This is a genomic window from uncultured Vibrio sp. (assembly GCF_947488985.1).
Classification (GTDB): domain Bacteria; phylum Pseudomonadota; class Gammaproteobacteria; order Enterobacterales; family Vibrionaceae; genus Vibrio.
The window spans coordinates 1-1627 of the sequence record NZ_CANLBV010000206.1; the positions used below are offsets into that span (position 1 = coordinate 1).

The window sequence follows — 1627 nt, forward strand, 5'->3', positions numbered from 1 at the left end:
TGGCATTCATGTTGATGTGGCTACCGATGTATTGTTGAACGCGAAATGTACAGCAAAGATCAACACGCCCTAGTCATGAAGAATACTTTGGAGATAGTCGCAATAGAAAAGTGTTGAAAAAAGAACTCAAAAAAGAAATTGAGACTGAAGTAAACGCTAAAGGTACATTTAGATGGCAAACCTTACTCAATAACAAACCAGAGCTTAAGTATTGCAACCTTGGTTTGCGTGAAATTGTAATTACTGAATTATGTAATGAAGAGGGGTGGGAGTACTTGCCAATGAGTAATAATGATTTCTTAGTTGTTCTAGAGGGCTCTCCTGCATGAGTACTAATTTTAAGAACGTATTTGAAGCTTCAAATGCCCGTGACTTTTCATCTAATCAACTTGTGAATGAATTTATTTGGACTGATTCGTTTTCGGAACTCTTATACTCTACCAAAAATCAGGTAGTTCTTGGTTCGCGAGGTTCAGGTAAAACAGCTCTAGTCAAAATGCTGTCTCATCAAAATTTGCGTAAGCTTGCTAATAAGCCTTTGACGCTTTCTGATAGACAAGAGAAGAAGAACATCAAAGAAGCTCAAAAAATCATTCAAGATAAAAGTCTTATCGCAACATACGTACCATTAAAAGTTGAATGGGTTAACTCGTTAGAAAATTATGAAGACGCTAAAGATAAGTACTTTATCTGGAGTCTAAATCTTGCTACATGTGCTAGGTTGATTGATACAGCAAAGAGCTGTATTGGAGCGTATGTCCAAGATGAGGTTGAAGCGGCTTTAAAACAACGAGACATATGTAAATCTCTTTCAAGGCTTTGGACGTTGCCTCGGTCGATCAATAACTTCCCTGAATTAAGTCGTGAACTTGAAACATTAGAATATGAAAAAAATTTAATGTTTAACAAAGCTTCTATGGGACTAGAGTTAACAAGTGAAGAAAAGGCGCTGGGTATTGCCTTTCATGGCAACCTATTCTCCCCATTCACCATAGCTACAAAGCAAATATCAAGAGCATTGGATATCCCAGAGTGTTGTAAGTGGATACTCTGCCTTGATGAAGCTGAGTTTTTATCAAAAGAACATCACCTGATTCTCAATACTCATATGAGATCAGCGAATGATATTTTTTTCAAGATAACAACGATGCCTTATAGGCACCATACTTTGTCGACCACGGTGAATGCGAATGTAAATGTCGGTCATGACTTGGAGTATGTGTATATTGATAAACTTGGAACTATCAATAAAAACCAAAAGTCTTCCGATAAGACAATACAAGAGTTTGCGACGAAGTTGTTTGTTAATCGGTTACGTCAGTTTGATAATGACAGTATAAAAACATTAGAAGGTTTAGTTGGCCATTCTAGGTTGGCACAAGATACAAATGAACTTGTAACAGATGAAGAGCTCTTGATCTTAATTGACAATCATTGTAACGAGGCTACAAAAGCTAGATCTAACAAACTGTATAGAGATAACAAGAAAAAATTCGATGATGAAATAGCTAGGAAAAACCGAGGGATTCTACTATTGAGAGATGAGTACCATCGGCGTTTTTCAAGGTAGTTGTCATCATTTGCTTACTTATTAAGCAGCTTCTCTTTCTGGGTTTAGGTGTACTTC

General features: G+C 36.8%; 2 protein-coding genes. Both read left to right on the forward strand.

All coding sequences use genetic code 11. The features are described from left to right. Window positions 1-113: 113 nt before the first annotated feature. Window positions 114-329 carry a hypothetical protein gene (locus tag Q1A70_RS19815; protein ID WP_299695724.1) on the forward strand — a complete coding sequence of 72 codons (216 nt, stop codon included), beginning with the start codon at window positions 114-116 and terminating at the stop codon, window positions 327-329. Next, the gene (locus Q1A70_RS19820; RefSeq protein ID WP_299695726.1) at window positions 326-1570 is read left to right on the forward strand and encodes a hypothetical protein; all 1245 of its coding nucleotides are present in this window, start codon (window positions 326-328) and stop codon (window positions 1568-1570) included. Before Q1A70_RS19815 ends, Q1A70_RS19820 begins: the two co-directional genes overlap by 4 nt. The last annotated feature ends 57 nt before the right edge of the window (window positions 1571-1627 follow it).

Coding starts and splice junctions, on each gene's coding strand:
- Q1A70_RS19820 (WP_299695726.1), top strand. CDS start 326: ATGAGTACTAATTTTAAGAACGTATTTGAAGCTTCAAATGCCCGTGAC.